Genomic DNA, 24,270 nt, shown 5'->3' on the forward strand with positions numbered 1-24,270 from the left:
CTGAAACATTTACACCATAAACTTCCTGTAAGTGCCGCTGAATGTCACGGCAACTCATACCGTATGAATACATCGAAATGATCTGATCGTTGAACAAGGGACTTCGTTTCTCATGCTTCGGAATAATGATGGGTTCAAAGGTACTGTTTCTATCTCTCGGTACATGTATATTGGTAGTACTGTTGTCGTCCATAATTACAGTCTTGTCGGTATAACCGTTACGGCTGTTACCCGAATTATCCCCTGCATTGTCGTGTTTTCTGTAACCAAGATGCTCATCCATTTCGGCTTCCAACACACGCTCATAGAACCTACTCGTAAGCTGTCTCAAAAGCCCTTCACTGCTGATAAGTTCGTCTTTTGTCATCCCATGAAAATCGAATTAGTCAAGCATCAAATCGATTACATCTTTTTCTTTTTTCTTTCTTTTGGCTGTCATAATATTTCTCCTAGTATATCATTTTTCAGCCATTTACACAATTTATTTTATAGGGCCATAAATTTTTTACTAGAGAGATTGCTTGTTAGAATGAGTATATAAAAGTATCTGAGTAAGTTTATTACTCAGATACGATTGATTATTTTACTGATTTTTGATGTCTTTGATAATTTCTTTTTTGTCTTTCATCTTATTTTTTGCTTCTGTTTTTTGTTTGGATTTTTCTTTTGTAATATCTTTTGATTCTTTTACTTTCTCTTTTATATTCTGTTCTTTGTTTTTAGTCTTTTCTTTTACATTGTCCACTTTTTTGTTTATTTTATCTTTTGCTTCTTTAGTCTTGTCTTTTGATTTGGTTTCAGGTATTTTGGTTTTTCCTGATATAGAAATATCTCTTTTTAAATTTTCAAATATTTTATCTCCTATTCCGCTTACATTTTTTAGATCTTCTATGCTTTTGAAAGTATTTGTTTTTCTATATTCTATAATAGCATCAGCTTTTGCCTCTCCTATGCCGTTTAAGCTCATTAACTCTTCTTTTGTAGCCGTATTAATATTTATTATAGCTAATGCATATGAGGATAAAAAAATTAAAGATAAAAATATCTTACCTAATATATTTTTCATTTTTGACTCCTTTTGAATTGAATTTTAATAAAATTATAGTACAAAGATATTATATAAATATTAAAAAATATAAGTAGTTTTGTATATTTTTATAAGCATTATGATTTTAAATAGTATATAGATTATAAAAATAGACATATAATCTACAGATACTTAATGCATTGCCATCAAAAAAGTAATATATAAACGCATAAATTTAAAGACTTGTTTGCTGATGGATAAAATAGTTTGAATAGTTATAAATTTTTAAAATTTATTGTACATTTTTTAAAAATATAATAAATTTAGACTTTTATACAAAAATAATGATAATATTGTTTAAGAATAATAATTGGTGACCCATACGAGACTCGAACTCGTGTTACCAACGTGAGAGGCTGGTGTCCTAACCGCTAGACGAATGGGCCATCAAGCAAAATCAAATGGTGCCCCGTGTAGGGTTCGAACCTACGACCCCATCATTAAGAGTGATATGCTCTACCAGCTGAGCTAACGAGGCACACACTAAGATTTTAAAATGGCGCGGCGGACGGGGCTCGAACCCGCGACCTCCGGCGTGACAGGCCGATATTCTAACCAACTGAACTACCGCCGCAACCAAGATAAATGGTGGTCGCTATAAGACTCGAACTTATGACATCCACCTTGTAAGGGTGGCGCTCTACCAACTGAGCTAAGCGACCGAAATTAAATAACAAAAAGCTAAAATTTAGCTTTTGGTGGCGACCCTTAGAGGATTCGAACCTCTGTTACTACACTGAGAGAGTAGAGTCCTGGGCCACTAGACGAAAGGGTCATAACCCTAAACAATGGTGTCCTGTGCTGGACTCGAACCAGCGACCCCTTCATTAAAAGTGAAATGCTCTACCTGCTGAGCTAACAAGACTTCAAATAAAAATGGCGCGGCGGACGGGGCTCGAACCCGCGACCTCCGGCGTGACAGGCCGATATTCTAACCAACTGAACTACCGCCGCAACCAAGATAAATGGTGGTCGCTATAAGACTCGAACTTATGACATCCACCTTGTAAGGGTGGCGCTCTACCAACTGAGCTAAGCGACCGAAAATGGTGTCCTGTGCTGGACTCGAACCAGCGACCCCTTCATTAAAAGTGAAATGCTCTACCTGCTGAGCTAACAAGACAATTTTTTGAAAATGAAGTGTGATTATACGCAAAAAGAACTTATTTGTCAAGAATATATGAAGAAATATCGAAAAACACACTAAAATTTATAAATTGAAACAAGGGAATCACCCCTTGTTTTAGCAAGAATAGCAAGTTTTAAACTCATAAGCCGTAGGGCGAGCCTCATAAGGCCAGACTTGCGTCTCAAATTTATAGTGCTGAAATGCATCTATAAATATATCTGTCATAATAGGGCTTAAATATTCATTGTCGCGAATTAGAGCTTCAAGGCTTCCTCTTAGAGTGTGAGGTAGTTGTTCTATACCTCTTTCGCGAATTTCGTCAAGATGTAGTTTAAATAAATTTTCATCCATAGGTCCAACGGGCTCAAATTTATTTTTTACTCCGTCAAGTCCCGCCATAAGCATAGCTGAAAATGCCAGATATGGATTTGCTGTGCTATCAGGGAAGCGAATTTCCGCTCTTACTGATTTCTCACCAGAACCGTAAGGAATTCTAACAGAAGCCGAGCGGTTCTGGCTCGAATATGTTAGTATCGAAGGTGCTTCAAATCCAGGAATCAAGCGCTTATAGCTGTTTGTGCTCGGGTTTGTAAATGCCGCCACACTTCTTGCGTGATGTAAAATTCCACCGATATACCAGCGTGCAAAATCACTCAAATTCGCGTAATTTCCCTTGCCGTAGAATAAATTTTTGCCGTCTTTCCAGACTGATTGATGCACATGCATGCCGCTTCCGTTATCCCCATATAGAGGTTTTGGCATAAATGTAGCGGTTTTTCCGTTTAGGTGAGCAACCATTTTAACGACGTATTTGTAAATTTGCACGTTGTCGGCAGCTTCAACCAAAGTGCCAAATTTCACGCCTATCTCGCCTTGTCCTTGAGCCACTTCGTGATGCACGACAAAGGTTTCAAGGCCCACTTGCTCAAGTACTTGAACCATCTCCGCACGCAGATCAACCATGCTATCTGTCGGTTGAGTGGCTAGATATCCGCCTTTTGTGCGAGGACGATGACCTGTATTGTAGCTATCTTTAAAGTCTCTTGCATCATTCCAGACTCCTTCTTCAGTGTCCACTTCAAACATCGCGCAGTTTGGCTGATCTATTATTTTAACGTTATCAAATACGAAAAATTCATTCTCTGGACCAAAATACGCCACATCTCCTATGCCACTTTCTTTTACATAAGCCATAGCCTTTTTGGCTATCGAGCGCGGACATTTTTCATACATTTGATCTTTGTAAATATCGAATACATCACAAAATACCACAGCGGTAATATCTGCCGTAAATGGATCTAAAAACGCACTTTCTGCTTCAGGCTTTAAAATCATATCCGATTTATCGATAGGTTGCCAGCCACCTGTAGAGCTTGCGTCAAAAGGAATTCCGTTGATAAAATGATCTTTTTCAACCGCCTTTACATTATAAGTTAGACTGTGCCATGCGCCGTTTATGTCGGTGTATCTAAAATCAATAAATTTAACCTCGTTTTCTTTACAAAATTCAAAAAAATGATCGACACTCTTTACAAATTTTCCCATTATCTTATATCTCCTTGGATTTAAATCTCGTAATTTTACCACATTTTTTAATGTTTAAGTTTGTTTTTATATTAATATTTCACCCGTTTTAAAATTCAACCATAAATTTATCTCTGTTTTTAAAGCAAGCGCATTTGCTATAGCCAAATTTTCTAGCGATATCCTCGCATTTTTGCCCGTTTAGCCCGACCTGATCTTTTGCATGCGCGTCAGAGCCAAAGGTTATAGCGATATCTAAATTCGCAAGCTCTTCAAGAAGCAGATTTGACGGATACTGCTCGGATATAGGCTTTCTAAACCCTGCGGCGTTTATCTCGACTGCCAAATTTGCCTTTTTGATCGCATCTAGGGCGTCTTTAGCTATCATTCTTACATCTTTTTTTGGTAGAAATTTAAACACCTTTATAAGGTCAAGATGTCCCACGATGTCAAATTTCCCGCTTCTTGCAAGCGCGCTTATGCAGTAAAAATAATCTTCCCAAATTTTATCTATATCTTTGTTTTTGTATTCGCCTATGAATTCGGGATTATCAAAGCCCCAGCCGTTTATGAAATGCACCGAGCCGATTAGATAATCAACCTTTCTATTTAGCACTCGCTCATCCATAAGGCCCTCTAAAAAATCAACCTCATACCCAAGCAAAATTTCGATTTTATCCTTAAACTCATCTTTAAGAGCAAGCACCTCTTTTTCATAAATTTCCATCTCATCAAAGCTCATTCTGTAAGCTTCGTCAAATTTCATCGGAGCATGATCTGAAAATCCAAAATAAGAAGTTTCCGAATCAATCGCCGCCAAAACGTACTCCCGCGGCTCATCTACTGCATGTTTGCAAAGCGGAGTGTGGTTGTGCAGATCCACCTTCATCAAATTTCCTTTTACTTTCAATAGCAGTTAAAATGCTATCAAAAGTTTATTAAATTTAAGAGCAAAATTTTTGTTTAAACTAATATTTCGTTAAATTTTAATATAATCTTGCCAAATTTGGATTAGGAGTTGTTATGACGCAAGAAGAGTTAGACGCCCTTATGGCAGGCGGACTTGACGGACTTGATGAGGAAGAGATAAAAGAAGAAGAGCCTGTCACAAAGGCAAAAGAGGAGAAAAAACCAGAGCCTGTTAGCGAGGCAAAAGGCTTGGATGACGTTGAAATTTATAGCGAATACCGCGTATCGGCAAATATAGCTTGGCCTCCGCCTCCGCCGACTGACGATCACAAGATGGTTCATCAACTTGATGATGTCACAAAAGATAGCGAAGAGAAAGCCACTCAGATGTTTGATAAGCTTGATGCGATCAATAACTTTTTTATGGATGCCGAAAGCGGCTGCAAGGATATCATAAGCGTAGCTCAATACAACATAGAAATTTTTACGAAATTGCATGAAAAATTCCCAAAAGTAGTTGCTTTTAAAGAGGCACTTGATAAGAACAGCGAGCTTAAAAACAGCGCCGAAGACGTGCTGGGAAATATCCAAATGGGCGAAGATGAAGTTATGATGACCATGGATATGATGCAGTATCAAGACATCCACCGCCAAAAGATAGAGCGCGTTATAAACGTTATGCGCGCGCTTAGCAAGTATATGAGCAGCCTGTTTGAGGGCAAGATCGATGATGAAAAGCGCGTGGGATCTGCCGTGTATATCGCGGGCGACACTACGACTGAAAACTTGGTAAGCAACGATGATATCGAAGCCTTGATCGAAAGTTTGGGCAAGAAGTGAAAAGACCTGAGCTACTAAGTCCGGCGGGAAATTTAACCAAGCTAAAAATCGCGCTTGAGTACGGAGCGGACGCCGTATATGCCAGCGTGGCTAGCTTTTCGCTTAGAACCCGCTCGGCAAGAGAATTTAACTTGCAAACCTTTGAAGAGGCGATAAGCTACACCCATTCAAAGGGTAAGAAATTTTACGCTACGGTTAATGCTTTTCCTTTTAACTCGCAAATCGAGCCTTTAAAGCGCCACTTAAAGACTATTTCAGCGATGAAGCCCGATGCTTTTATCATCGCAACTCCAGGCGTTATGAGCCTAGCTAAAGAGATAGCACCCGAGATAGAGGTTCACCTCTCCACACAAGCAAACGTGCTAAATTTCTTGGATGCTAAAATTTATCACGATATGGGCGCAAAGCGTATAGTCGTGGCGCGCGAGATGAATTTAAAAGATGTGATAAAGATAAAAGAGGCGATACCTACGCTTGATATCGAAATTTTCGTGCATGGCTCGATGTGTTTTGCGTATTCTGGGCGCTGTTTGGTAAGCTCGGTGCAAAGCGGACGCATGGCAAATCGCGGAAGCTGCGCGAATGATTGTCGCTTTAAATACGAGCTTTACGCCAAAAATGACGAAAGCGGAGTGCTATTTCGCCTTGAAGAGGATGAAAACGGCACACACATCATGAACTCAAAGGATCTAAAGCTTGCCGCTCACGTTGAGGAGATCATAAAATCAGGCGTTGTTGATAGCTTTAAGATAGAAGGTCGCACAAAGAGCGAATATTACGTAGCTTGCACGGCAAGGGCTTATAAAATGGCGATAGATGACGCGATGGCGGGTAAATTTGACGCACAAATTTATGATACCGAGCTAAATACGCTTAAAAATCGCGGCTTTACCGATGGATATTTGGTGCATAGACCATTTGAAAGACCGAGCACTCAAAATCACTTCAGCAGCCTAGAAGAGGGCACTCATCAGGTAAATGCCATAAGCGAGGATGGAGAGTTCTTTAAGTGCAAATTTAAGATAGTTTTAAACAGACCTTACGAGCTTGTAATGCCAATCGGCAAAGACGTAAGCGAAGCGGATAATGAAATTTGTAAAATTTACTCCAAAGATGGCAAGAAATTTATAGAGTTTAAGAAGCTCATCACGAAAAAAGGCAAAGAGATGAGCGAAATTCATAGCGGAAATGAAAATGAGGTCAATTTAGGCGTGAAGTTACCTGAATTTAGCTTTTTGAGAGAGGAGATAAGATGAAATTTGTTTCGATTATAATGGGAAGCAAGAGCGATTACGAGATAGTAAACGAAGCGGCGAAAGTTTTAGAAAAATTTGAAGTAAGCTACGAGCTTATCATCTCTTCGGCGCATAGAAGCCCAAAGAGAACCAGTGAATATGTATCAAGCGCGGAAAGCAGAGGAGCTCAAGTGTTTATCGCAGCAGCAGGCATGGCGGCTCACTTAGCAGGAGCGATCGCTGCAAATACAACTCGCCCGGTTATCGGTATACCGATGGGCGGAAGCTCGCTAAGCGGTGTTGATGCGCTTTACTCTACGGTGCAAATGCCTGCGGGCATGCCGGTAGGAACTGTCGCTATCGGCAAGGCCGGAGCCGTAAATGCGGCCTATCTTGCACTTCAAATTTTAGCGCTTAACGATAGCTCGCTTGATGAGAGCTTAAGAGCCGATAGAGAAGCTAAAGCAAAAGCGGTCGAGGAAGACTCGAAAAAAGTGGAGGTCTTACTCGCGTAAAAGGAGCAAAAATGCAGACTTATTTAAGCATCGATGAATTTTGCAAGCTTGTGCATTTGGATCGTGAAGTGATAGAAGGCATGATAAAGCGTGGAGTGTTAAATACAAAAGAGCAAGACGGCAAAATTTACATAGAGGCAAACGAAGGCACGATGAGCGTAGTTCCAAGCGTAAGTGCGAATTTAAGCATAACAAGCAAGCCAAGCGAGGGATTTAGCTTCGTTGAAAAGACGATAGGCACTATCTTAAATTTGCACGAAAAGGTTCTTGATGCTAAGGATGAAACGCTTGAGGCTTTAAGAAATGAGAATAAATTTTTAAAAGAGGCGCTTTATTCGATGCAAGAGCTTTACGATGAGGATAGAAAGACCATAGATACGCTTAACGAGCAGCTTAAAAAGGCTAATGAAGAGATTGAGTTCTTAAAGCGTAAATATAAGCTCATGTGGAATAAGGCTGTAGAAAATTTCAAGGATAGTTAGTGCAAATAGTAGAGTTAAAAGAAAGCTTTGAAATTTGCGGACTAAAAATTCGCACAGATAACGCTAGCGAGATGAACGGCGAGGGCAGAATAGCTGATTTATGGAGAGAGTTTTTAAACTCCAGCTATAACGGAACAGATGAAATTTGCGCTGTTTATCATGAGTATGAAAGCGATGTAAACGGCTCTTACTCTTTGCTTGTAGGCACTAAAGGCTCGCCGCGCGGAGTTTATGAAAAAGTGACTGTAAAAGCGGGCAAATATGTGGTATTTAGCAAAGAAGGCGCCGACGAGAAAGCCGTGATAGGGCTTTGGCGTGAAATTTGGGAGTTTTTTGAAAACTCGAATTTAAAAAGAGCTTACATGACGGACTTTGAAAAGTATTTAAAAGATAAAATAGAAATTTATGTATCTATAAAGTAAGGATAAAAATGACATTTTCACAAATTATTTTAACACTGCAAAACTACTGGCAAGAGCTTGGCTGTGTGATACTTCAGCCATACGATATGCCCGCAGGCGCAGGAACATACCATCAAGCGACATTTTTAAGAAGTCTTGGCAAAAAGCCTTGGGCTACGGCTTACGTGGCGCCATCTCGCCGTCCGACCGACGGCAGATACGGAGAAAATCCAAACCGCTTGGGGGCGTATTATCAGTTTCAAGTGCTAATAAAACCAAGTCCTGAAAACATCCAAGAGCTTTATCTAAAAAGCCTTGAAAAGCTTGGTTTTGATCTTAAGAAACATGATATCCGCTTTGTCGAGGACAACTGGGAGAGCCCAACACTTGGCGCATGGGGACTTGGTTGGGAAGTTTGGCTTGACGGTATGGAGGTAACGCAATTTACGTATTTTCAGCAGGTGGGCGGCATCACTTGCGATCTAGTAAGTGCCGAGATAACATACGGGCTTGAACGCCTTGCTATGTATCTGCAAGATGTTGATAGCGTATATGACATCGTTTGGGACGATAATGGCGGCAATGTCGTAACTTACGGCGATGTGCATAAGCAAGGCGAGTATGAGTGGAGTAAATATAACTTTGAAGTTGCCGATACGAAGATGCTTTTTAATCAGTTTGAAAATGCCTTTAACGAGTGCAAAAACTGCTTGGAGGCTAAAATTTCGCTTCCTGCGTATGATTATTGCATGCTTGCGGCACATACTTTTAACGTGCTTGACGCGCGTGGAGCGATTTCCGTAACTCAAAGACAAGATTATATCCTGAAAATTCGCGAGCTGGCTAAAGAATGCGCTCTAACTTACAAGGCTAGCATAGATGAGCAAGAGGCGAATTTGTAAATGAAAATAGCTGAAATTTATAAATTTTTAAATGAGCTAAGTCCGTTTGAAAATCAAGAGAGTTGGGATAATAGCGGACTTGTAATCGGCTCGCCTCATGATGAAGTGAGTCAAATTTATTTAAGCCTTGATATTGATTTTGAGCTTTTGAGCAAAGTTAAGCCAAATTCGCTTATCATTACGCATCATCCGCTGATATTTAAAGGGCTAAAAAGCATAAATTCAAGCCTTTATCCAAGCTCGCTCATAACTCAGATGATAAAAAAGGATATTTCCTTAATCAGCCTTCACACAAACTACGACTTAAGTCACCTAAATGAGTATGTGGCAAGCGAGGTTTTGGGCTTTAAAGAGTATGAAAAGGATGAGTTTTTACTATACATGGATGTGGATTTTAGCTTTGAAGAGCTTTGCAAATTTATAAAGGATAAATTTAACCTGCAAACTCTAAGAGTTGCAAAAACTACAAATGAAAAGAGAATTCGCCGTCTTGCACTCTGCACGGGAAGCGGCGGAGATCTGATATCAAAAGTTAAAGCTGATGCGTTTTTGAGCGGGGATTTTAAATACCACCAAGCGCTTGAGGCTAAGATAAACGGGCTAAATTTGATAGACATCGGACACTTTGAGACTGAGCGCTATTTTGGGGCATCTTTGGCGAAATATTTGCAAAATTTCGCAATTGTCACTATAATATCTAATTCAAAAAACCCATTTACATACTGCTAAACAAAAAGGAAAGTTATGAATAAATATTTAGAGCAACTTGTCGATCTTGCTCAAATCGACAAAGAGATTGATGGATTTGGACCTAGGCTTGAGAAGGTTGAGCGTGTTTTAAGAGCGACAAAGGACGAGCAAGCAGGCATCACGGAGCAAATTTCAAACATTGATGAAGCGGTTAGCGAGCTAAAGTCTCAAAAATCACAAACAAACGCTCATATCGCGGAGTTTTCAGCTAAGATCAAAGATGTATCAAAGAAAAGCTCAGCAGCAAAAACTGAAAAAGAGATCAAGGCTCTTCAGCTTGAAGATGGGCTTGCCAGAGAGCAGCTTGAAGCGGCAAATGAAGAGATAGAAAGGCTTGAAAAGATAATCGCAAGCAAAAACGATCTAAAAGCCGAGCTTGAAGCAAAAGGTGCGGAAGTTGCCGCAAATTTAGAAAAGATAGAAGCAGACATCGCTCAAGAAGTGGGCGCTATAGAGAAAGAAAGAGCTGAAATTTATGCAAAAAAAGAGAAATTAATCGGCGATATGAATCAAAAAATTCTTACATTTTACGAGAAAATTCGCAAATGGGCTCATAACACCGCCGTAGTACCTGTAAAAAAACAAGCATGCTATGGCTGTTTCATGCAGATAAACGACAAAACTTACTCTGCTGTTATAAAGGGCGAAGATGTCGTTACTTGCCCGCATTGCGGAAGAATTTTATATAAAGAGACGGCTGAATAGCCCTAAAATTTGGTAATAATATATTATATTTTAGCTCTGATTGCATTTGCGATTGGGGCTTTACCGCTTCTTTTTATCGCTTTTAAAACAAAATATCACCGCTCGATTCCCGCTAGATTTTTTCTTTTTAATAATCCCAAATTTGATGAAGCAGACATTCATTTCCATGCTTGCTCGTTTGGTGAAATTCGCTCTATTGCGCCACTTTTAAAAAAATTTAAAAGCATTGCCGTAAGCGTGATAACAAAAACAGGATTTGACGAAGCTAAAAAGATAACGCCAAATACAAGATTTTTGCCGTTTGAAATTTTTATCCCTTTTTGGCTTAAAAGATCTAAAATTTTAGTTATCTTTGAAGCCGAGCTTTGGCTTATGCTTGTGTTTTGGGCTAAATTTAAAGGCTCAAGAGTTATTTTGATCAATGCTAGAATTTCAGACAGAAGCTATAAAAGATACTTGAAATTCAGGTTTTTTTATAATGAAATTTTTAAATTTATAGATAAAATTTATGCGCAAAGCGAGATTGATAAGCAAAGATTAATCAGTCTTGGCGCAAAAAACGTAGTCGTAAGCGGAAATATCAAATCGGCCTTTTTACCTAGCATTAGTAAAGCTTACACAAAGCCAAAAGAGCGCATTATAGTGCTTGCAAGCATGCACAAAGGCGAAGAAGAGCTACTGCTAAATCATATAAATTTAAGAGATAATGATAAGCTTATTTTGGTTCCGCGCCATCCTGAGAGATTTGATGAAGCAGGTGAAATTTTGGCTAAATTTGCCTGCAATCACGGCTTTGGTTTTGAGAGATTTTCAAAATCTAAAAATTTCAGCGCCAAATGCGTGCTTGTTGATACGATGGGTGAGCTTGTAAATATCTATGCTATATCGGATATCGTGATTTTGGGCGGCAGCTTTGTGCCAAATGTCGGTGGACACAATCCGATCGAGGCGGCTCAGTTTGAAAATAGTATAATTACGGGCGAGTTTATATTTAACCAAAAGGCTCTTTTTGAACAGGTTGATGACGTGGTATTTACTAAAGCCGAGTGTATCGGCGATTTACTTAAAAAAGAGTTAAAAAAGAGTAAAATCCGTTCGCTTGGAAGTGCGGACGAGATCATAAAAGACATTAAGGATAGTTGTGAAAGAGGAAAAAGCTTATAAACTCCTTGCTTTGCAAGAGGGAATTTCAAACAACGAAGCAAAGGAGCTCATAGATAGCGGATTAGTAAGCGCAAAGGGACAAAAAATCGTAGTTGCAAGAGCTATGATGAGTGTTACTACTAAATTTAGCGTGCAGAAGATGCCAAAGCCTAGCGTGATATTTGAAGATGAAAATTTAATCGCTATCAATAAGCCTGCGTTTTTGACATCCGAAAAAGTAAGTCAAATTTACAAATTTCCGCTTTTACACCGTCTTGATAAAGAGACTAGCGGAGTGCTTTTGCTTGTTAAAAATGAGGAATTTCAAAAAAAAGCCATTGAGGAATTTAAACATCACCGAGTGAAAAAAGAGTATATCGCGATGGTTAAAGGAATTTTAAGCGAAGATGTAAGGGTTGATGAACCTATAATCACTCTTAAAAATAAAGGCGGAGCGTATTCGAAAATTTCAAAAGACGGGAAAGAGGCTGTTTCTATAATCTCACCTATCATGGTGGCAGGCAAAAAAAGCTTGGTGAGAGTTGAAATCCCAACAGGCAGAACTCATCAGATAAGAGTGCACCTAAATCATATCGGATTTGGTATAGTCGGCGATGAAAAATACGCTAAAAACAGATCAAAGCGAATGTATTTGCATGCGTATAAGATAGAAATTTTAGGATATAAATTTAGGGCGAATTTGGGAAGTGATTTTAATGATTTTGGCTTTGAGATAGGCAAGAATTTTGAAGTTTAAAGAGTGATAAAGCTAAAATTTAGTAAAATGCGTCCCTTGTGTGTTTAAATTAATTATAAATAGGCAAAATTTTAGGCATTTTAAAGTGCTTAGGATAAGCCAAAAGCCATATTTGGCTAGCAAATAAAATTAAAAAAGGTAAAATTGTGTTTGAACAAATCAGTGAATCTTTTCGTTTGGCCGTTAGTAAAATCAGATTTGTTGATGATGAAAAAGCGTTAAAAAACGCTCTTGATGTTCTTAAAAAAGCTCTTTTAAAAGCTGACGTTCATCACAAAGTTACTAAAGATTTGCTGGCGCTGATTGAGGCTGATTTGAAACAAAGCAGTATAGGGCAAAAGCAGTTTTTGGACTCTATAAAATCAAATTTGACTAAAATTTTAACGGCTCCTGGAAATCAAGGATTTGTCTATGCGCCTGTAGCTCCAACCGTGGTTTTGATGGCGGGACTTCAAGGTAGCGGTAAGACAACTACGACCGTAAAGCTTGCAAGCTATCTAAAACTTAGAAAAAAGAAAGTTTTAGTGGCGGCCTGTGACCTTCAAAGGCTTGCAGCCGTTGAACAGCTTCGCCAACTTTGCGAAGCTAACGAGATAGAGCTTTTTGGTATAGAAAACGAAACAAACCCTATAAAAGTAGCTAAAGCGGCGCTTGAAAAGGCAAAAAACGGACTTTATGACGTGCTTTTGGTTGATACCGCGGGACGTCTGGCTATAGATGAAGCTTTGATGAGCGAGATAAAAAGTATAAAAGCAGAGCTTAATCCGCATGAAATTTTCTATGTTGCCGATGCGATGAGCGGGCAGGACGGTATAAAATCCGCAGCAGGATTTAATGATGCTTTGGCGATAACAGGCGTAGTGCTATCTAAATTTGACTCAGATAGCAAAGGTGGTGTCGCTATAGGAATAGCAAAGCAGCTAAATATACCGCTTAGATTCGTTGGAATTGGCGAAAAAACAGCTGATTTGGAGAGCTTTATACCTGATCGCATAGTAAGCAGGATTATGGGTGAGGGAGACTTGGCGACTTTGGCTGAAAAAACAAGCGCTATTATTGATGAGAAAGAGGCAAAAAGACTTAATAAAAAGATAAAAAAAGGTCAGTTTAACTTTAACGACTTTTTAGAGCAGATGGAAAGTGTTAAAAAGCTTGGAAATATGAAGTCGCTCATAGGCATGATCCCTGGTCTTTCAGGTGTGGCAAACCAGATAAAAGATATAGATTTGGATAACTCAAAAGAGATAATTCATATAAGAGCCATGATAAATTCTATGACTTTAAAAGAGCGTGAAAACCCCGATCTTTTAAACAATAGCAGAAAAAGACGTTTGGCGCAAGGCGCGGGTCTTAGTCAGGTTGAGGTTAATAGATTTCTTAAGCAATTTACAAACGCTTCAAAAATCGCTAAAAAATTTTCAGGAAAAGACGGCATGAGAGGGCTTGGAAATTTACTCTCTCAAGCTAAGATAAATCGCCCTAGTTAAAAATGGGCTTAAATTTGGGTATAATTGTGCCTAAATTTAAGCCTTATTTAAAATTTAGAAGGAGAAACAAGATATGGCAACAGTAGTAAGACTAACAAGAATGGGACGTAAGAAAAGACCATTTTATCGTATAGTTGTAACAGACAGCAGAAAAAGAAGAGATGGCGGCTGGATAGAGTCTATAGGATACTATAATCCAATGGTTGAGCCTGAAGTAGTTAAATTTGATGCTGAGCGCCTTGCTTATTGGAAGGGTGTTGGTGCACAACTTAGCGATAGAGTTGCAAAAATAACTAGCAAATAATAACAATGGTTGAAGATTTTTTACGCGAATACGCAAAACTTATAGCAGATTTTCCTGACAAAGTAAAAGTCGAAAGAGTGGAGTTGGGAGAGAATTTCGCCGAAGTGATAGTCTATGCCGATAAGGTAGATACCGGCAAGCTTATAGGAAAAGACGGCAGAATGATAAATGCTATAAAAACTGTAATAATAGGTTGCAAAGCAAAAGATGCGACCTCATATAGGGTTACGGTAAAGCCTCTTGAAGAGTGATCTTGTAGAAGTCGGCATACTCGGTAAAAGCGTCGGCTTAAAAGGATTTCTTAAGCTTCATGATAAGAGCGATTTCCCTAAGCAATTTAAAAAAGACGCGAAATTTATAGATAAAGACGGTAATGAGCTAGTTGTAAAAAGCTTCAATAGTGCAAATAGCTCTATCCTTTTTTATGATTTTGAAGATGTTGATTTGGCTAAAACTCTCACAAATAGCACGATATACACAACCAAGGAACTTACTAGGCAAACCTGTAAGCTAAAAAAAGATGAGTTTTTTTACTTTGATATTTTAGGTTGTAAAATTTGTGAAAACGAGCAAATTTTAGGAGTAGTTGAAGATATAGAAGATGCGAGCGCAAATCATCTTTTTTATATAAAAACAGATGAAGAGCTTGTGCAAAAAGGACTTGCTAATAATTTTTACATCCCTTATATAAACGCCTACATAGAAAAAATAGATATAGAAAACAAGATAATTTACACCAAAAACGCTCTTTTAATCTTAAAAAATTCATGATCAAATTCACTTTTATCACGCTTTTTGAAAATTTGATGAAGCCTTATTTTACGGACTCAATTTTAGGTCGTGCAACTAGTGAAGAATTAATAAAACTAGAGTTTATAAATCCAAGAGAATTTAGCAAAGATAAACATAAAAAAGTTGATGAATATATGATAGGCGGTGGAGCGGGACTTCTTATGAGTGCTCAACCGCTTGAGGACGCTATAAAATTTGTAAAAGCAAAAAACTTAAATACTCATATTGTTTTTTTAACCCCTGCTGCTAAAAAATTTGAACAAAACGATGCAAAAAGACTTGTCAAAAAAGATCATATCTGCTTTATCTGTGGAAGATATGAGGGGTTTGATGAGCGTATGGTGGAAAAATATGCAGATGAGGTGTTTTGTATAGGTGATTTTATCTTAACCGGAGGAGAGCTGCCGGCACTTTGTCTTGCTGACGCGATTTCAAGAAATGTAAGCGGTGTTTTGGGCAATGATGAAAGCTTAAGTGAAGAGAGTTTTGAGCTTGGATTGCTTGAATCGCCCGCGTTTACAAAGCCAAATATCTATGAAAATTTAAATGTTGTTTCAGATTTTTTAAAGGGAAATCATGCTAAAATCAAGGCTTTAAAAAATGATATGGCGTGCTTCAAAACTAGGTTTTTCCGTCCTGATTTATACCGAAAATACAAGCCGCTAATGAAGGATAAAAGATGAGAAATAAGTATATTGAAGCATTTGAAAATGCTCAAATAGCAAGCAAGTCTGTGCCTGAATTTCGTGCCGGCGACACACTTCGTGTAGCTATCCGTATCAAAGAGGGCGATAAAACTAGGGTTCAAAATTTTGAAGGTGTATGTATAGCTAGACGTGGAAGCGGTACAGGCGAGACCTTTATGATTAGAAAAATAGGCGCAAACAGTGTAGGTGTAGAGAGAATTTTCCCTATTTACAGCGATAGCCTTGAGAGCATAACTGTTTTAAGACGTGGACGTGTAAGACGTGCAAAACTATTCTATCTACGTGATAGACGTGGTAAATCTGCACGTATTAGAGAGCTTAAAAAGTAAAATTTATTATTTCTTAATAAAGGGTGAAATTTATGCAAAATTTCACCCATATTCTACATAATATTCTAATTTAATCGATTTAGCTATCATAATACACTTTTTTATCAATTAGGTAATTAAACTATCTGTACCTATTTTTATACTAAAAACTATTATTTACATACTAAATACTACTAAAATTTTTAAAATATTCAAATTTTAATACAATATTTTTAACTGTTATAAAGGTTGCTTGGTATATTATTTTTGAAATTGAAATTTCATTTTTGTAGAGTTACTTATCCGTTACTTTGCAATAATTTTAATAGGATATATATAGGTTTTGATATCGTATCGCAAATTGTATTGATACTTTTATAAATTTCTATTTTAAATATACTAATATTCTACTTTAAATTTATATTAATAATACTATCAAGATTTGTTAAAATATATTTTAGATTTTAAGTGTGTTTTGGTAGCTTTTATAAAGTGTAATTACCCTAAAATACTCTTATATAGATCAATTATTTAATTTAATTAAGGCAGTATATATATTGATATGCTAAATCAAAATATATTTAATCTTTTTAAAGCTTTATCTAATATTAATGAGCTTATTTTCTAATAATTATAAATATTTTTAAAAATAAAAATAAAGAAAAAATTAATAGTTTAATTTAAAAATTATGAAATTTGTAGTATAGTTTCAGTAATCAAAATTTTTTTAAAGGAGACCGTTATGGGTTTTAGAAAAGAACATGATTTTATAGGTGAGCTTGAGATCTCTAACGATGTTTATTATGGTGTTCAAACTTTTAGAGCACTTGAGAACTTCCATATGAGCGGAAGAAAACTTAGTGACTATCCTTATTTTATAAAAGCCTTCGCTCAAATTAAAAAAGCTGCTGCACTTGCAAACAAAGAGGTTGGTGTACTTGACGCAGCTAAAGCCGACGCTATAGCAAAAGCTTGCGATAGATTGATTGCAGGAGAATTCCAAGATCAGTTCGTAGTTGATATGATTCAAGGTGGCGCAGGAACTTCTACAAATATGAATTCAAATGAGGTTATTACAAATATTGCGCTTGAGAGCATGGGACACAAAAAAGGTGAATATCAATATCTTCACCCAAATGACCACACAAACCTAGGTCAAAGTACAAACGATACATATCCAAGCTCTATCAAAGTAGCCGCTTATGCAAAACTAACAGATCTTCTAAAGGCTATGGAGCTTCTTAAAACAGAACTTGAAATAAAAGCAAAAGATTTTAAAGATATTATAAAAATGGGTAGAACCGAGCTTGAGGATGCCGTTCCTACAACACTTGGAAATACATTTAACGCATTTGCAAGCTACATCAAAAGCGATATAGAAAAAATTACAGCTGCTAGAGAGTCAATGACATATCTAAATATGGGCGCAACAGCTATCGGAACAGGTATTAACTGCCACCCAGACTACAAAGCTTCTGTTCATAAAATTCTAAGCCAAATTACAGGCGTAAACTTCAAACCAGCAGATGATTTCATAGCAGCCACTCAAGATACTGCTGATTTTGTTCATGTAAGTGGTGCACTAAAAACTGCTGCTGTTAGACTTAGTAAGATAGCAAACGACCTTCGTTTGATGAACTCTGGTCCAAGATGCGGTCTTGGTGAGATAAATTTACCTCAAATGCAACCAGGAAGCTCAATTATGCCAGGTAAGGTAAATCCTGTTATAGCTGAGGTTGTTGGAGAGGCTTGCTATGAGGTAATCGGCAATGATGTAACAATCATGCTTTGCTCAGAGAGAGGTGAATTTGAGCTAAATGCGTTTGAGCCAGGAATCGCTTATGGTCTATTTAACTCTATATTCATCCTAGAAAACGCTATGAAAACTCTAGCTGAAAAAGCTATCAGAAAACTAACTGCAAACCCTGAGGCTTGCTTAAAATCAGTTCTTGGATCTGTTGGTATAGTTACAGCATTTAACCCTTATATCGGATATGAGAAATCTGCAAGTATTGCCAAAGAAGCTCTTCAAACAGGTAAAGCAGTTGGAGATATCTGCCTAGAGAGAGGCTATCTAAGCAAAGAAGAAATTGATAAAATTTTAGAGCCTAAAAATATGTTAAACCCTCATATGGGTAAATAAATTTAATTAAACACGCCAAATTTATTTTGGCGTGTTTAAGATTTGTGTTTTGAAATAAATCTTTATAAAGGAGTTTTTATGGATATAATGCTGATTTTACAGATTATAGTCCTATTCGGAGGTATCTACCTAGGTGTTAAGCTAGGTGGTATGGCTGTTGGCTACGCAGGTGGTCTTGGTGTCGTTGTTTTAGCGATACTTGGTATGAAGGTAGAGATGAAGGGTATTCCTATTGATGTTGTCCTTATCATCGCTTCTGTTATATCTGCTATTACAGCTATGCAAGTTGCTGGTGGTCTTGATTATCTTGTTCAGGTTGCATCTAAAATTTTACGCAAAAATCCAAAGCAAATCAACTACTTGGCCCCTACTGTTACGTATATGCTAACAATGTTTGCAGGAACAGGTCACACAGCTTTTTCAATGCTTCCTGTTATTACAGAAGTTGCTAAGGGACAAAATATTAAACCTTCAGCACCTCTTGCACTTTCTGTTGTTTCATCTCAGGTTGCAATTACCGCAAGCCCGATTTCAGCTGCTTTCGTTGCTATGACAGGTGTTGTCGAGCCACTTGGTGTTAGCTATCCGATGCTACTATTTATATGCGTCTCTACAACATTTGTTGCTATGCTTGCAACTGCATTCTTTGTAAATAAATTTTACGATTTAGATCTTTCAAAAGACCCAATCTACCAAGAGAGACTTGCAAAAGGTCTAGTAGAAGAGGTTAAAGATGCTGAGTATAAAGAGCTTAAACCATATGCGAAGAAATCTGTTGCAATATTTGGTATAGGCGTTTTAATAGTTGTTGCTTATGCATTGCTTATTTCAAAAAGTTTAGGACTGATTCAAAACCCAATCCTAACAAGAGATAACGCAATTATCAGCTTTATGCTAACAATAGGCTTTATGATTGTTGTACTTTGCAAGGTTGATACAGGTAAACTACTTTCAACAAGCACATTCCAAAGCGGTATGAACGCAATCATCTGCGTTATCGGTATCGCATGGCTTGGAACAACATTTGTTAACGGTCACCTTGAAGGCATTAAAGATGTAGCTAAAAGCGTGGTTACTCAGTATCCATTTATTTTGGCTGTGGCGCTTTACTTCCTAAGTTCCTTGCTATACTCTCAAGCTGCTACAACTCGTGTTATGATGCCTGCTATTGCAGTTGCTCTTGGTATGACAAGCCCTGAAAATTCACAAAATGTTTGGATTCTAGTTGCTTCATTTGCAGCTGTTTCAGGACTATTCGTTCTACCTACATACCCTACAACACTAGGTGCTATCGCAATGGATGATACAGGAACTACAAAAGTTGGTAAATTTGTATTTAACCATTCATTCTTTATTCCTGGTACAATCATGGTTGCGATCTCAGTTGCGCTAGGATTTTTAATAGCTCCTGTTCTTATATAAGGACAAACTAATTTTTGCCAAGAGATACTCTCTTGGCTTTTTAAATTTTAAAGGATAATAAGATGAAAAGAGTTGGAATTTTAGGCGGAATGGGACCACTTGCCACTATAGATTTATATGCTAAGATAGTTGAACTTACAGATGCCAAAAAAGATCAAGATAATATACCTATAATCATCGATAATTATCCACAAATTCCAGACAGAACCGCCTATATACTTCACGGCGGAGAAGATCCATTTCCTTTTATGAAAGAGGCTGCTTTAAGGCTTAAAAACGCAGGATGTGAAGCGGTTTTTATGGCGTGCAATACTGCTCATTATTTTGCTGATAGGCTTGTAGAAGAGACTGGGATTAATCTACTTCATATAGCAAGCATTGCCGTAGACGCGATTAAAAAAGAGTACCCAAATGCTAAAAAAATAGCCGTTATAGCGACAACAGGAACTACAAAGGCTAAAATTTACGAGAACAAGCTTGTAGAAAATGGCTTTGAGTGTGTGCAAATCCCAGAAAATTTACTTGAAAATATAATGGATTGTATCTATAAAGGCGCGAAAGCAAATAAGCTAAAAGAGTATGTTGAGCTTTTTAATGATACTATAGATCAAGTCCAAGCCGATGTTTATATAGCTGCTTGTACCGAAATACCGCTATTTTTGCCTTATGCAAAGAAAAAAGATAAATTTGTTGATGCGACTCTTGAGCTTGCTAAGGCTGCCGTAAAATTTAGTCTTGAGAAATAGATATTTTATACTAGCTAGCTTACTTACTGCTTTTAACATATACATTTAAACGCCTATTAAAACAAATTTCTATAAAATTTATATTAATACAAATTTTAAAAGGCATTAGATGTCTCATTTTGAATTCGCAAGCTCATATTTTGGTGCTTTTGTAATACTTATTTTGTCAATTGTAGTATTTTGCTTGATTGTGTTTTTATCAAGCAAAATAGGTAGTAAAATGGCAAATAAAAACTCGGAGCGTCTAAAACTATCTATTTATGAGTGCGGACCAGAGGTTATCAAGCAACCAAATAGGATAAATATTCACTATTTTTTATACGCTATCTTGTTTGTGCTTTTCGATGTTGAGGTTATATTTATGTTTCCTTGGGCTGTGGATTTTAAAATTTTAGGATTATTTGGATTTATTGAGATGGCATTTTTCATCATACTGTTATCGATAGGATTTATCTATGCATGGGGCAAAGGAGCGTTTACGTGGCAAGACATCAGATAAATTATGCACAAAACGGCGGTTTGCCGGTGGTGCTTACTACGGTTGATAAGCTTGTGCAATGGGGCAGGAGCAACTCGCTTTGGGCACTTAGCTATGGGCTTGCGTGTTGTGCGATAGAGATGATGGCAAGCGGAGCCAGCAGATATGACTTTGATAGGTTTGGAACGATTTTTAGAGCCTCTCCTAGACACTCTGAAGTAATGATAATAGCCGGAACTCTCACTAAAAAGCATGCTGAGTTTACACGTAGGCTATATGACCAGATGGCTGAGCCAAAATGGGTCATATCGATGGGAAGCTGCGCAAATACCGGAGGTATGTTTAATACATATTCAACTGTGCAAGGAGTTGACCGCATAATCCCAGTTGATATATATCTGCCAGGATGTGCGCCTAGGCCAGAAACTCTTCAATATGCGCTAATGATACTTCAAAAAAAGATTCGCAAAGAGAGTCCGTTTAGGGCGCAAGCTCCAAAAAGGTTGGTCTGATGAGAGAGTATCAAGATAGAAAAAACGCTCAAAAAAAGCACTATTATAAGGATTCATTTTATGTTGCAGAACAAACTAGGAAATTTGATGCGCAAGAGAGTGAATTTAGTGAGGATTTAAAGGCTTTAAACTCTGAAAATTTAGAAATTTTAGACTCATATGTAGAGCTTGGTCAATTTGTAGTCTATGTAAAAAGTAGTGAAAATTTAAAAGCCCTTAGGATATTTAAATCTCTTGGATACGAGGTATTATCTGAAATTTCGGCGGTTGATTTTATTTCTCAAAAGGGTGGCTTTGAGGTTTTTTATCAGCTTTTGTCTATATCAAATAAAAAAAGAGCGCGAGTAAAATGCTTTGTAAAAAAAGCCGAAATGCTTAAAAGTGTGGTTGAAATTTACAAAAGTGCCAATTGGTCAGAGCGAGAGATGTATGATATGTTTGGAATTTTTATACAAAACCATCCTAATTTAAAGCGTCTTATAATGCCTGATGATTGGCATTCGCACCCTCTTTTAAAGAGCTATCCGTTGCATGGAGATGAACATGCCAGATGGTATGAGGTTGATAAAATTTTCGGTCGTGAATATCGCGAGATAATAGGTCCTGAGAATAGAGATAGCGCCAAAATAGATAGTAAGGATACGTTTAATTTTGGGCGAATCTATCACGAGGTTGAGCGTGGAGCCAAGCCAAGAGATGAGAAAATTTTGCAAGAGTATCAAGAAGATGGCGGTGTAGCCTTTGTTAAGCGCGCAAAACGCGGTAGTAGTAAAATTTTAGAAAAAAGACCTTAGAATGCAAAATCCAAGCAAGCTCAGACCGTTTTTTGAAAATATAGAATTTGAAGAAAATAACGGAAAGATGATACTAAATTTCGGTCCTCAACACCCTTCTGCGCATGGTCAGCTAAAGCTTGTGCTTGAGCTTGACGGCGAAAAGGTGGTGCGTGCTATGCCTGAGATAGGCTTCATGCATAGAGGTGTTGAGAAGATGGCTGAAAATATGACCTTTCAGGAGTTTTTGCCTGTAACTGATAGGGTTGATTATATAGCATCAAGTGCAAATAATTATGCCTTGTGTGCGGCGGTTGAGAAGCTTTGCGATATCGAGGTGCCTAGAAGAGCTCAGATAATAAGAACCATGCTTTTGGAGCTAAACCGCATAAGCTCGCATCTTCTGTTTTTAGCCACTCACGCGCTTGATGTTGGTGCAATGACCGTGTTTTTATACGCCTTTAGAGAGCGTGAGTATATTTTGGATTTGATTGAAAAATATTGTGGTGCTAGACTTACGCACTCAAGCATTAAGATAGGCGGAGTATTTCTTGATCTACCTAGCGGCTGGACTGAGGAACTGCTGGCATTTTGTAATAAATTTCCAAGCGATATAGCCACTTATGAGGGACTTTTAAGCGAGAATAGAATTTGGCGTATGAGACTTGAGGGAGTTGGTGTTTTAAGCCGTGAAAACGCTCTGAGCTGGGGATGTTCAGGAGTTATGCTAAGAGCTAGCGGTGTAGAATTTGATATTAGAAAGGCTGAGCCATATTTAGTATATGACGAGATTGATTTTGAAGTGCCATACTCAAATACCGGTGATTGCTATGCAAGATATAAGCTTTATATGGAAGAAATGAGGCAGAGTGTAAAAATACTGCTTCAATGCGAGAAGCTTTATAATAATTCAGGGCCTGAAATTTTAGCCAATTCGCCTCAATTTGTAAGCGCCAGCAAAGAGCAGATAATGACACAAAACTACTCTTTGATGCAGCATTTTGTGCTGGTTACTCAAGGGCTTAAGGCAAAGCGTGGAGAGATTTATCATCCTACCGAGTCGCCAAAGGGAGAGCTTGGATTTTATATTTACTCTACTGCAGAGAGTAGTCCATATCGCTTGAAAATTCGTGCTCCAAGCTTTTTTCACTGTGCGCTTTACGAGGAGCTTTTGGTGGGGCAATATGTGGCTGATGTGGTTACTATAATAGGTAGTAGCAATATAATTTTAGGTGAAATCGATAGATGAAAAGAGTTGATTTAAGACATTTAAAAGGTGATTTTTTAAGCGAATTAAGTAATCAGGCAAAAAGGCTCAACGATGGCGAGGTCTGTATATTTTTATTTGAGCCTGTAGAGTTTGACAATATCGAAAAAAGTGTAAATTTGATACGAGAAGAGAGCTGTGAGCTTATGAATTCGCTTAAATTTAATCAGGTAGATTGGACTATAGTAGTGAAGAAAATTAAAGGGTGAATATGAAATTTAAAGAGTTTAAAGGTGCAAAAACATTAAGTCTTGCAAGTCTGCTTAGTCTTCAAAATTTGACTTTGGCAAACGAGCTAAAAAATCAAGATTTTATCTATATCTCTTGTTTTGAGGATGAAATTTTAGGCAGCAAAAGTTTAATTCGTTGCGAAATAGGATCTATTAGCTATGTTTTAGCTCTTCTTTGCAAGTACTGCCTTGATTTTTCAAAATTTGAAAGCGACATCAAAGAGTATTTTGATGAGCTTGATGAAGGCTTTTTAAGCGGAGAGTGCAATATCGGCGAGGAGGAGTTTGAGGACCTTGCTGTTTTTATGAAAGATTGTGAAAATATCATAATCGATAGCACTTTCTTTTCACATCCTGACTCTAAGATGATATTTGAGTGTTTAAATTTATTAAATTTAAACACCGTAGTCGCAGATAGCGATATAAAAGAGATTAAGACGGATGGAAATTTAAATGAGCTAAAAGAGCTTGAAAGCTTTGATGGAAGCGTTGTCTTTGGGCTTGTCGGAGATAGCCGTGAGCTTGTAGGATCTTCTAGCTTTGCTATTGCGGCCAAAGTAAAAGATGGAGATGAGATTAAAGTAGGAGCCAATGGACTTGATATAGAGAGAAAATTTAGACTAAATAGCGCGATGAAAGGAACTGTGGCGATATTTAAAGATAGTCAAATTAATGGCTACAACTTCAAAGTAGCAAAAATTAGCAAATTAGGATGAGATTAT

28 protein-coding genes, 9 tRNA genes and 1 pseudogene are annotated in these 24,270 nt (G+C 37.6%); 25 read left to right on the plus strand and 13 right to left on the minus strand.

Annotated elements, in window-relative coordinates; translation table 11 throughout:
- From CDOM16189_RS00870 to CDOM16189_RS00930, 13 genes and pseudogenes are all read right to left on the minus strand, one after another.
- Positions 1-367 (minus strand): transposase (locus CDOM16189_RS00870; RefSeq protein ID WP_170000683.1); only part of this gene is annotated, 367 nt, incomplete at its 3' end.
- A gap of 453 nt (positions 368-820) precedes the next feature.
- Positions 821-1,066 (minus strand): annotated as a pseudogene (locus CDOM16189_RS00875) (ComEA family DNA-binding protein); the annotation flags it as partial.
- Positions 1,067-1,398: 332 nt separating this feature from the next.
- Positions 1,399-1,473 (minus strand) — tRNA-Glu (locus CDOM16189_RS00880).
- A 16-nt stretch (positions 1,474-1,489) separates the two neighbouring features.
- A tRNA-Lys gene (locus CDOM16189_RS00885) sits at positions 1,490-1,565 on the minus strand.
- Positions 1,566-1,584: 19 nt separating this feature from the next.
- A tRNA-Asp gene (locus CDOM16189_RS00890) sits at positions 1,585-1,661 on the minus strand.
- A 12-nt stretch (positions 1,662-1,673) separates the two neighbouring features.
- Positions 1,674-1,749, minus strand: a tRNA-Val gene (locus tag CDOM16189_RS00895).
- A 37-nt stretch (positions 1,750-1,786) separates the two neighbouring features.
- Positions 1,787-1,862 (minus strand) — tRNA-Glu (locus CDOM16189_RS00900).
- A 14-nt stretch (positions 1,863-1,876) separates the two neighbouring features.
- Positions 1,877-1,952 (minus strand) — tRNA-Lys (locus CDOM16189_RS00905).
- A 12-nt stretch (positions 1,953-1,964) separates the two neighbouring features.
- Positions 1,965-2,041 (minus strand) — tRNA-Asp (locus CDOM16189_RS00910).
- A 12-nt stretch (positions 2,042-2,053) separates the two neighbouring features.
- A tRNA-Val gene (locus CDOM16189_RS00915) sits at positions 2,054-2,129 on the minus strand.
- A gap of 5 nt (positions 2,130-2,134) precedes the next feature.
- Positions 2,135-2,210 (minus strand) — tRNA-Lys (locus CDOM16189_RS00920).
- 120 nt (positions 2,211-2,330) lie between these two features.
- The gene (gene glnA, locus CDOM16189_RS00925; RefSeq protein WP_169973580.1) at positions 2,331-3,761 is read right to left on the minus strand and encodes a type I glutamate--ammonia ligase; all 1,431 of its coding nucleotides are present in this window, start codon (positions 3,759-3,761) and stop codon (positions 2,331-2,333) included.
- Positions 3,762-3,849: 88 nt separating this feature from the next.
- Positions 3,850-4,629 carry a histidinol-phosphatase gene (locus tag CDOM16189_RS00930; RefSeq protein ID WP_169973582.1) on the minus strand — a complete coding sequence of 260 codons (780 nt, stop codon included), beginning with the start codon at positions 4,627-4,629 and terminating at the stop codon, positions 3,850-3,852.
- A gap of 134 nt (positions 4,630-4,763) precedes the next feature.
- Here CDOM16189_RS00930 and CDOM16189_RS00935 point away from each other — a divergent pair, with 134 nt between their 5' ends.
- From CDOM16189_RS00935 to CDOM16189_RS01055, 25 genes are all read left to right on the plus strand, one after another.
- On the plus strand, positions 4,764-5,489 hold the full coding sequence (locus CDOM16189_RS00935; RefSeq protein ID WP_169973584.1) for a chemotaxis protein: 726 nt from the start codon (positions 4,764-4,766) through the stop codon (positions 5,487-5,489).
- Complete coding sequence (locus tag CDOM16189_RS00940; RefSeq protein ID WP_170000684.1) at positions 5,486-6,745, plus strand: U32 family peptidase; 1,260 nt, start codon at positions 5,486-5,488, stop codon at positions 6,743-6,745. Before CDOM16189_RS00935 ends, CDOM16189_RS00940 begins: the two co-directional genes overlap by 4 nt.
- Positions 6,742-7,239, plus strand: a complete 498-nt coding sequence (purE, locus tag CDOM16189_RS00945) for a 5-(carboxyamino)imidazole ribonucleotide mutase (RefSeq protein ID WP_169941913.1) — start codon at positions 6,742-6,744, stop codon at positions 7,237-7,239. The genes CDOM16189_RS00940 and purE overlap by 4 nt, the downstream gene beginning before the upstream one ends.
- A gap of 11 nt (positions 7,240-7,250) precedes the next feature.
- Positions 7,251-7,721 (plus strand): DUF3972 domain-containing protein, encoded by a 471-nt coding sequence (locus CDOM16189_RS00950; RefSeq protein WP_169941916.1) that lies wholly within the window; start codon positions 7,251-7,253, stop codon positions 7,719-7,721.
- Positions 7,721-8,143, plus strand: coding sequence for an effector binding domain-containing protein (locus CDOM16189_RS00955; protein WP_170000685.1), 423 nt, complete (start codon positions 7,721-7,723; stop codon positions 8,141-8,143). Before CDOM16189_RS00950 ends, CDOM16189_RS00955 begins: the two co-directional genes overlap by 1 nt.
- Before the next feature lie 8 nt (positions 8,144-8,151).
- Positions 8,152-9,024, plus strand: coding sequence for a glycine--tRNA ligase subunit alpha (glyQ, locus tag CDOM16189_RS00960; protein WP_169941920.1), 873 nt, complete (start codon positions 8,152-8,154; stop codon positions 9,022-9,024).
- Positions 9,025-9,753 carry a Nif3-like dinuclear metal center hexameric protein gene (locus tag CDOM16189_RS00965; protein WP_170000686.1) on the plus strand — a complete coding sequence of 243 codons (729 nt, stop codon included), beginning with the start codon at positions 9,025-9,027 and terminating at the stop codon, positions 9,751-9,753.
- Positions 9,754-9,768: 15 nt separating this feature from the next.
- Positions 9,769-10,479 carry a zinc ribbon domain-containing protein gene (locus tag CDOM16189_RS00970; RefSeq protein WP_169973598.1) on the plus strand — a complete coding sequence of 237 codons (711 nt, stop codon included), beginning with the start codon at positions 9,769-9,771 and terminating at the stop codon, positions 10,477-10,479.
- A gap of 9 nt (positions 10,480-10,488) precedes the next feature.
- The gene (gene waaA / locus CDOM16189_RS00975; RefSeq protein ID WP_169973600.1) at positions 10,489-11,643 is read left to right on the plus strand and encodes a lipid IV(A) 3-deoxy-D-manno-octulosonic acid transferase; all 1,155 of its coding nucleotides are present in this window, start codon (positions 10,489-10,491) and stop codon (positions 11,641-11,643) included.
- Positions 11,621-12,379: a pseudouridine synthase gene (locus CDOM16189_RS00980; protein WP_169973602.1), complete on the plus strand. Its 759-nt coding sequence runs from the start codon at positions 11,621-11,623 to the stop codon at positions 12,377-12,379. The genes waaA and CDOM16189_RS00980 overlap by 23 nt, the downstream gene beginning before the upstream one ends.
- A 146-nt stretch (positions 12,380-12,525) precedes the next feature.
- A complete protein-coding gene (gene ffh, locus CDOM16189_RS00985; RefSeq protein ID WP_169973603.1) occupies positions 12,526-13,866 on the plus strand; it encodes a signal recognition particle protein in 1,341 nt (446 codons plus the stop codon).
- 73 nt (positions 13,867-13,939) lie between these two features.
- Positions 13,940-14,170: a 30S ribosomal protein S16 gene (rpsP, locus tag CDOM16189_RS00990; protein ID WP_169941939.1), complete on the plus strand. Its 231-nt coding sequence runs from the start codon at positions 13,940-13,942 to the stop codon at positions 14,168-14,170.
- Between the two features lie 5 nt (positions 14,171-14,175).
- On the plus strand, positions 14,176-14,421 hold the full coding sequence (locus tag CDOM16189_RS00995) for a KH domain-containing protein (RefSeq protein WP_169973604.1): 246 nt from the start codon (positions 14,176-14,178) through the stop codon (positions 14,419-14,421).
- A complete protein-coding gene (gene rimM, locus CDOM16189_RS01000) occupies positions 14,411-14,941 on the plus strand; it encodes a ribosome maturation factor RimM (RefSeq protein WP_169973606.1) in 531 nt (176 codons plus the stop codon). Before CDOM16189_RS00995 ends, rimM begins: the two co-directional genes overlap by 11 nt.
- On the plus strand, positions 14,941-15,645 hold the full coding sequence (trmD, locus tag CDOM16189_RS01005; protein ID WP_169974021.1) for a tRNA (guanosine(37)-N1)-methyltransferase TrmD: 705 nt from the start codon (positions 14,941-14,943) through the stop codon (positions 15,643-15,645). The genes rimM and trmD overlap by 1 nt, the downstream gene beginning before the upstream one ends.
- Positions 15,642-15,998, plus strand: coding sequence for a 50S ribosomal protein L19 (gene rplS / locus CDOM16189_RS01010; protein WP_169973607.1), 357 nt, complete (start codon positions 15,642-15,644; stop codon positions 15,996-15,998). The genes trmD and rplS overlap by 4 nt, the downstream gene beginning before the upstream one ends.
- 721 nt (positions 15,999-16,719) lie before the next feature.
- Entirely contained in the window at positions 16,720-18,120 is a 1,401-nt protein-coding gene (locus CDOM16189_RS01015) for an aspartate ammonia-lyase (RefSeq protein WP_169973609.1), read from the plus strand.
- A gap of 78 nt (positions 18,121-18,198) precedes the next feature.
- Positions 18,199-19,542 carry an anaerobic C4-dicarboxylate transporter gene (locus CDOM16189_RS01020; RefSeq protein WP_169973610.1) on the plus strand — a complete coding sequence of 448 codons (1,344 nt, stop codon included), beginning with the start codon at positions 18,199-18,201 and terminating at the stop codon, positions 19,540-19,542.
- Positions 19,543-19,604: 62 nt separating this feature from the next.
- On the plus strand, positions 19,605-20,288 hold the full coding sequence (cuyB, locus tag CDOM16189_RS01025; protein WP_169973611.1) for a cysteate racemase: 684 nt from the start codon (positions 19,605-19,607) through the stop codon (positions 20,286-20,288).
- A gap of 109 nt (positions 20,289-20,397) precedes the next feature.
- Complete coding sequence (locus CDOM16189_RS01030; RefSeq protein ID WP_169973613.1) at positions 20,398-20,787, plus strand: NAD(P)H-quinone oxidoreductase subunit 3; 390 nt, start codon at positions 20,398-20,400, stop codon at positions 20,785-20,787.
- Positions 20,769-21,278 carry a NuoB/complex I 20 kDa subunit family protein gene (locus CDOM16189_RS01035; protein ID WP_169973614.1) on the plus strand — a complete coding sequence of 170 codons (510 nt, stop codon included), beginning with the start codon at positions 20,769-20,771 and terminating at the stop codon, positions 21,276-21,278. The genes CDOM16189_RS01030 and CDOM16189_RS01035 overlap by 19 nt, the downstream gene beginning before the upstream one ends.
- Positions 21,278-22,072 (plus strand): NADH-quinone oxidoreductase subunit C, encoded by a 795-nt coding sequence (locus CDOM16189_RS01040; protein WP_169973616.1) that lies wholly within the window; start codon positions 21,278-21,280, stop codon positions 22,070-22,072. Before CDOM16189_RS01035 ends, CDOM16189_RS01040 begins: the two co-directional genes overlap by 1 nt.
- A 1-nt stretch (position 22,073) precedes the next feature.
- Complete coding sequence (gene nuoD / locus CDOM16189_RS01045; RefSeq protein ID WP_169973617.1) at positions 22,074-23,300, plus strand: NADH dehydrogenase (quinone) subunit D; 1,227 nt, start codon at positions 22,074-22,076, stop codon at positions 23,298-23,300.
- Positions 23,297-23,527 (plus strand): NADH-ubiquinone oxidoreductase subunit E family protein, encoded by a 231-nt coding sequence (locus tag CDOM16189_RS01050; protein WP_169973619.1) that lies wholly within the window; start codon positions 23,297-23,299, stop codon positions 23,525-23,527. The genes nuoD and CDOM16189_RS01050 overlap by 4 nt, the downstream gene beginning before the upstream one ends.
- A gap of 2 nt (positions 23,528-23,529) precedes the next feature.
- Positions 23,530-24,264 carry a hypothetical protein gene (locus CDOM16189_RS01055; protein WP_169973620.1) on the plus strand — a complete coding sequence of 245 codons (735 nt, stop codon included), beginning with the start codon at positions 23,530-23,532 and terminating at the stop codon, positions 24,262-24,264.
- Positions 24,265-24,270: the final 6 nt, after the last annotated feature.

It is taken from the genome of Campylobacter sp. RM16189 (assembly GCF_012978815.1).
Taxonomy (GTDB): domain Bacteria; phylum Campylobacterota; class Campylobacteria; order Campylobacterales; family Campylobacteraceae; genus Campylobacter_A.